Raw genomic sequence first — 6,433 nt, 5'->3', positions numbered from 1 at the left:
CCACCTACACATCGACTTCACCAAGACCTACCAGCCCATCAAAGCCGCCTAGCCAGCACCAGACGTGACTACGATCGTGTCCCACAACTACGTAGACACCGCGTCCCACAACTACGTAGACAGCACACCGGCGGCTCGTCGACCAGCAGCTCACGACGATGCCGCCGCCAGCGGCTCACGTGCGCGTTGGCCATCGCCCGCCGGACGTAGGCCGTCGGGTCGACGTCCTGGCGCTGCAGCCGGGCCCAGTGCGACCCGACCCGTTCCAGCACGCTCTGCACCAGGTCGGCGCCGTCGTGTGGCGAACCGGTCAGCGCGTGGCCGTAGCGCAGCAGCCCCGGCAGGCCGGCCCGGACGAACGCCTCGAACTCCATCGGACTAGGGCCGATCCAGGATCGGCACCTGCTCGCAGTTCGCGGCGCCGTCCAGCACGACCTCGCTGACCTCGTCCTTGTCCAGCGGGAACTCCCACGCCCGGACGATGATGCGCCCGCCGTCGTCGAGCTCGGCGCGGATGCCGTCCTCGACTGCGAACGCGGCGGTGTAGGCGGCCAGCACGTCGGCGTCGCTGGACCCGGCGGTGATGCCCTCCGGCGTCGCGACCGGGACGTCGAAGTGCATCGTCGCGACCTCGTAGTGCGGGGTGAGGTCGGCCGGGACCTCGCCGAAGGTGCCACGGGTGGAGATGAACCCGTGCGCGTTCTCGCTGCGGTACTCGCCGTAGCAGAGCGGGCCGTACCCGTCCGCGGCCGTGAACGCCGTGATCTCCACGCCCTCGATGCCCTCCAGCTCGGTCAGCTTCGTGCCGACGGTGAACCCGTCGATGCCCTCGTTGGGGTAGACGACGACCGGCTCGGCGTCCGGCGCGGGGGCCGCCGGCTGCAGCCCGTCCGTGTCGCCGCCGAACTGGCCGGTCACGGCGAAGGCGCCGACGGTCACCACGGCGGCCAGGCCGGCGGAGCCGACAGCGGTCGCGGCGGCGCGGCTGGTGCGCCGGCGCCGGGCGCCCCGGACGATCGTCTCGACCGCGCCGGCGGACGGTGTCAGCGCCAGCCGGTCGTCGTGCAGGATGCGGCGCAGTTCGTTGTCGACGTCGTTCATCGGTCTCTTCCCTCCACCGCGGACATGGCCGTCCGCAACTTGGCCAGGGCCTTGCTGGCCTGGCTCTTCACCGTGCCGGCGGAGATGCCGAGCACGTCGGCGATCTCCGCCTCGGACAGTTCCTCGTAGTAGCGCAGCACCAGCACCGCGCGCTGCCGTGGCGGCAGCTGGGCCAGCGCCTGCCACACCGGCTCACCGTCCAGCCGGTCCGGGTGAGACACGGCATGGTCGGGCAGCTCGTCGAGCAGCACCTCACGCCGCCGTCGTCGCCAGCGGCTGACGTGGGCGTTGGCCATCGAGCGCCGGACGTAGGCGAGCGGGTCGGCGTCCTGCCGGACGATCCGCGACCAGCGCCCGCCGGCCTTCTCCAGGGCCGTCTGCACGAGGTCGGCCGCGTCGTGCGGCGAGCCCGTGAGCAGATGGCCGTACCGCAGCAGCCCGGGCAGGCTGGCCCGGACGAACGCCTCGAACTCCACCGTCGCACCGCCCGTCTCGGCACGCTCCGCGAACACCGCCTCGCCAGAGGACTGTATGAGCATCTGAGCCGCCTCACCTGTGCTGTGCTCCGTCGTAGTGTTCACGCCTGACGGGGCGCGGAGGTTGCCCGGGCGCGTCGGGCGGTCCCCTAGACTCGCGAGCAGTCTGGGAGGAGTCAGCGTGGAGTACCGCCGGATCAGCAAGGTTCTGGTCGCCAACCGGGGCGAGATCGCGGTGCGGGTCATCCGCGCCTGCCGCGACGCGGGCCTGGGCAGCGTCGCCGTGTACGCCGACGGCGACCGCGACGCGCCGCACGCCCGGCTGGCCGACGAGGCGTACGCGCTGGGCGGCGAGACCGCCGCCGAGACCTATCTGGTCACCGCGAAGCTGCTGGACGTCGCCGCGCGAGCCGGCGCCGACGCCGTCCACCCGGGCTACGGGTTCCTGGCCGAGAACGCCGACTTCGCGCAGGCCGTCCTCGACGCCGGGCTGCTGTGGATCGGCCCGCCGCCGGCCGCGATCACCGCGCTGGGCGACAAGGTCAGCGCCCGGCATCTGGCCGCGCGGGCCGGCGCGCCGCTGGTCGCCGGCACCCCCGACCCCGTCACCGGCGCCGACGAGGTGATCGAGTTCGCCCGCGAGCACGGACTGCCGGTCGCGATCAAGGCGGCCTTCGGCGGCGGCGGCCGCGGCCTCAAGGTGGCCCGCACGCTGGAGGAGATCCCGGAGCTGTACGAGTCCGCGGTGCGCGAGGCGGTCGCGGCGTTCGGCCGCGGCGAGTGCTTCGTCGAGCGGTACCTCGACCGGCCCCGCCACGTCGAGACGCAGTGCCTCGCCGACCGGCACGGCAACGTCGTCGTCGTGTCGACGCGCGACTGCTCGCTGCAGCGGCGGCACCAGAAGCTGGTGGAAGAGGCCCCCGCGCCCTTCCTCACCGACGAGCAGAACGCCGAGCTGTACCGCGCGTCCAAGGCGATCCTGCGCGAGGCCGGCTACGTCGGCGCCGGCACCTGCGAGTTCCTCGTCGGCACCGACGGCACGATCTCGTTCCTCGAGGTCAACACCCGCCTGCAGGTCGAGCACCCCGTCACCGAGGAGGTCACCGGCCTCGACCTCGTCCGCGAGATGTTCCGCGTCGCCGAGGGCGAGGAGCTGGGCTTCGACGACCCGGTCGTGCGCGGGCACTCGATCGAGTTCCGCATCAACGGCGAGGACCCCGGCCGCAACTTCCTGCCCACGCCCGGGACGGTGACGACGTTCCGGCCGCCGTCGGGACCTGGCGTGCGGGTCGACGCCGGTGTCGAGGCGGGCAGCGTCGTCGGGCAGAACTTCGACTCGCTGCTGGCCAAGCTGATCGTCACCGGCGCGTCGAGGCGGCAGGCGGTCGAGCGGGCCCGGCGGGCGCTGGCCGAGTTCGAGGTCAGTGGGCTCGCGACGGTCATCCCGTTCCACCGGGCCGTCCTCGACGACGCCGCGTTCGTCCCCGCCGCCGACGGCGACGCGTTCGCCGTGCACACCCGCTGGATCGAGACCGAGTGGGACAACCGGATCGCGCCGTTCGAGGGCGCCGGCAGGCCCGGGCCGGACGGGGACGATGGCGCGGCGCGCGAGCGGGTCACCGTCGAGGTCGGCGGGAAGCGGCTGGAGGTCGTGCTGCCGGCCGGGCTGGGCGCGAGCGCTGGCGCAGCGGGCGGGGCGACGGCCGGTGGCGCGACGGCGTCGCGGCGTCCGGCGCGGCGGGCGGCTGGCCGGACCGGCGCGGCGGCTGCAGGCGGCGGCGCGCTCACGTCGCCGATGCAGGGCACGATCATCAAGGTCGTCGCCGAGGACGGGCAGGCTGTCGCGGAGGGCGACGTCATCGTCGTCATGGAGGCGATGAAGATGGAGCAGCCGATCACCGCGCACAAGGCGGGCACCGTGACCGGGCTGTCCGCCGAGGTCGGCGCGACGATCGCCAACGGCGCGGTCATCTGCACGATCGAGGGCTGATTCCGGGAAGCGCAGCGGGTGCGTCCGGCGTTGTCGATGGGTGGCAACACTTGACGCGTCAACCAAATGTGAAGGGATGCACCTGTATGCCCGCTCTGTCCGACACCGCCCGTGACCTGTTCTCCCGCCCGATCCCGGCCTGGGCCACGGTCATCGACGCCGACGGCCGTCCGCACAACTCGATCGTCTGGGTGGACGTCGACGGCGACGGCGTGATCTTCAACACCGCCGCCGGCCGGGTGAAGGAGCGCCGGCTGCGCGAGAACGACGTCGTCTCGGTGAGCGTGCTCGACCCGGACAACGCGTGGCGATGGGCCAGCGTCACCGGCCGCGCCACGCTCAGCACCGAGGACGGCGACGCGGTGATCGACCGGCTGGCGAAGAAGTACCTCGACGCGGACAGCTACCCGTACCGCAAGGCGAGCGAGCAGCGGGTGACGGTCCGGGTCGCCGTGGACCACGTGCGCGAAGAGGGCGCCTGACGCATCACCCCCACGTGAGCCGCGGCTCGGCGTCGAACAGCTCCCCGTAGCGCCGGGCCGCGGCGGCGGCCGCCTTCTTCGTGGCGGCGCCGACCTTGGCGAACGGCTCGACGGTCAACGTCAGCGCGCCGTTCTTCAGCTCGTGGCTCCACACGCCGCGGATGACGCCGTCGACGAGCAGGACCGGCGAGATCCAGCCGGCGGCGCGCGAGACGCGGTCGATGAAGCCGTCGGGCACCGTGTGGACGCGGTGCCCGATGGGCGCGATGACGTACGGATCGAAGCCCGGCAGCAGGTGCACGCCCGTCACGTCGTCGCCGTTCCCCCCGTCGGTCAGCTCGGCCAGCACCGCCGGCGTGGACCAGCACGCGACGCCGTCGACCTCGGCCTCGACCATGACCTCGGCGTGCTCCTTGAAGACCCGCCGCGCCTTCGCCGCGTCGATGCCCCACCAGCGGCTGAAGTCGATGTGAGTGGCCGGGCCGTAGATGTCGAGGAACCGCTCGATGAGCATGCTCAGCGCCGTGTGCTCGTCGGGCCGGTCGTCCCACGACACGTCGGGGAGCCAGGTGCGCGGGCTGGTGAAGGTGACGTTGCGGTCGCGCTCGGGCCCGGAGCAGAGCAGGCCGCCGGCCGCCGCGGGCTTGAACATCTGCCCCCAGCCCGACCGCACCGCGTCGACGATGCCGGGCGCGCGGACCTCGCGGGCGATCTCGGTGAGGAGCTCCTCCCGGGTGAGCACCTTGCCCGGCAGCACCTCGCCGATGATCTCGGTGACCTGGCGCAGCACGGCGAGGTTGACGCCGTGGTAGCGCTCCCAGGCCGCGTTCACGTTGGGCCACTGCCGCTGCGCCCACGCCGCGACCAGCAGCGGCAGCTCGCGCGACGGGAACAGGTGCAGCGTCCCGCGCATGCCCCAGGTCTTGACCAGCGTGCGGTCCGTCCACAGCGCCGTCGCGGTGTCGCCGAGCCGGTAGGACGGGGTGCGGACGCCGGCGATCAGCTCGGCGGACGAGGCGACCTGCGCGTGCAGCCCGACCAGCCGGCCCGCCGTGCCGACGAGATCGGGCGACGGGTCGGTGACGTGCAGGCGCCGCAACCGGCGAGCGAGCACCTGGTTCCAGGTGACCTTCTCCACGGGTCCATCGAACCATCCGGCTCCGACAAGGTCACGAGGTCGACTCGGCCGGACCTGCTCGTGGCACGACACGCAAGACCGTGGATGATGGGTGTATGTCGAGCAACTTGGACGACGTCGCCGCCGCCCTCCGGTCCGACCCCCTCTACGTCGACACGGCCGCAGCGGCGGAGCTGGAGTTCGAGAGCAGCGCACAGTCCGCGGTCCGTGAACAGTTGCGCGACTCCAGCACGCCCATCCGCGTCGCCGTGCTGCCAAGCGACTCCGACATCACCGGCGCCGACCTCGGCTCGGCGGTCGGCCAGAGCGGCACCTACGTCGTGCTACGGGCGCCCGACGGGCGGGTCAACGCGGCGTCCGACGTGATCCGCAACGCGAACGACGTGGCGATCGGCGTCGCGGACAACGCCTCGGACGTGCCCAGCTTCGTCGACGGACTGGTGAGCCAGGTCAACGACCTCACTTCGGGCCAGGGATCGGGCACCGGCAACGACTCTGGATCCTCCGGCGGCGGAGGCGGCGGGTTGCTACCCCTCGCGATCCTGGCGGCCGCGGGCGGCGGAGGGTTCCTCCTCTATCGCCGCAACAAGCGCAGCAAGGAACGTGCCCAGCTCGAACAGGTCCGCGGCGCCCTCGACGAGGACATCACCAAGTACGGCGAGCGGCTCTCCGAGCTCGACCTCGACCTGCGCCACGATTCGAAGATCCCGCTCGAGGCGCGCAACGAGTACGGCCGCGCCCTCGACCTCTACGAGAACGCCAAGACCTTCGCCGACCGCGCCGAGCGGCCGACCGACCTCAAGCCGGTCACCACGGCCCTCGAAGAAGGCCGCTGGCTGCTGGCCTGCGTGGACGCGCGGGTGAAGGGCGAGCCGATCCCGGAACGACGGCTGCCCTGCTTCTTCGACCCGGGCCACGGTCCGTCGGTCGAGGACGTGGAGTGGTCGCCGATCGGCGGCGCGCCGCGCACGGTTCCGGCCTGCGCCGCCGACGCGATGCGGGTCAAGGCCGGCGCCGATCCGGAGACCCGCATGGTCCCGGTCGGCGACGGCGAGCGCCGCCCCTACTACGACGCGGGTCCGGCGTACGGCGGCTGGGCCGGCGGCTACTTCGGCGGCCTGTTGCCCGGCATGCTGATCGGCACCATGCTCGGTTCGGCCATGTCCAGCCCGATCTACGTCGACGGCGGCGGAGGCGATGGCGGCGGTTGGGGTGGCGACAGCGGTGGTGGTGGAGACGACTGGGG

General features: G+C 72.6%; 6 protein-coding genes and 1 pseudogene. 3 read left to right on the top strand and 4 right to left on the bottom strand.

Annotation, left to right across the window (positions count from 1 at the left end):
- Positions 1 to 128 precede the first annotated feature (128 nt).
- The 3 genes and pseudogenes from C1I92_RS32295 to C1I92_RS32285 form a co-directional block, all read right to left on the bottom strand.
- Positions 129 to 374 (bottom strand): annotated as a pseudogene (locus C1I92_RS32295) (sigma factor); the annotation flags it as partial.
- Between the two features lie 4 nt (positions 375 to 378).
- Positions 379 to 1,101: a hypothetical protein gene (locus C1I92_RS32290; protein WP_111258729.1), complete on the bottom strand. Its 723-nt coding sequence runs from the start codon at positions 1,099 to 1,101 to the stop codon at positions 379 to 381.
- The gene (locus tag C1I92_RS32285; protein WP_111258728.1) at positions 1,098 to 1,640 is read right to left on the bottom strand and encodes a SigE family RNA polymerase sigma factor; all 543 of its coding nucleotides are present in this window, start codon (positions 1,638 to 1,640) and stop codon (positions 1,098 to 1,100) included. The genes C1I92_RS32290 and C1I92_RS32285 overlap by 4 nt, the downstream gene beginning before the upstream one ends.
- 133 nt (positions 1,641 to 1,773) lie before the next feature.
- Between C1I92_RS32285 and C1I92_RS32280 the strand changes: the two genes are divergently transcribed.
- Together C1I92_RS32280 and C1I92_RS32275 are read left to right on the top strand one after the other, a co-directional pair.
- Positions 1,774 to 3,567 carry an ATP-binding protein gene (locus C1I92_RS32280; protein ID WP_111258731.1) on the top strand — a complete coding sequence of 598 codons (1,794 nt, stop codon included), beginning with the start codon at positions 1,774 to 1,776 and terminating at the stop codon, positions 3,565 to 3,567.
- A gap of 86 nt (positions 3,568 to 3,653) precedes the next feature.
- Positions 3,654 to 4,049, top strand: coding sequence for a PPOX class F420-dependent oxidoreductase (locus C1I92_RS32275; protein ID WP_111258727.1), 396 nt, complete (start codon positions 3,654 to 3,656; stop codon positions 4,047 to 4,049).
- A 4-nt stretch (positions 4,050 to 4,053) separates the two neighbouring features.
- Here C1I92_RS32275 and C1I92_RS32270 read toward each other — a convergent pair whose 3' ends face one another.
- On the bottom strand, positions 4,054 to 5,187 hold the full coding sequence (locus C1I92_RS32270; RefSeq protein ID WP_158564399.1) for a winged helix DNA-binding domain-containing protein: 1,134 nt from the start codon (positions 5,185 to 5,187) through the stop codon (positions 4,054 to 4,056).
- A 95-nt stretch (positions 5,188 to 5,282) separates the two neighbouring features.
- Here C1I92_RS32270 and C1I92_RS32265 point away from each other — a divergent pair.
- Positions 5,283 to 6,433, top strand: a 1,151-nt coding sequence (locus C1I92_RS32265) for a hypothetical protein (protein WP_158564397.1), incomplete at its 3' end; no start/stop codon positions are given.

This window comes from Jiangella anatolica, from assembly GCF_003236295.1.
Lineage (GTDB): Bacteria > Actinomycetota > Actinomycetes > Jiangellales > Jiangellaceae > Jiangella > Jiangella anatolica.
Note: the sequence above shows the minus strand (reverse complement) of the source record. Positions and strands in the feature narration are given on the sequence as shown.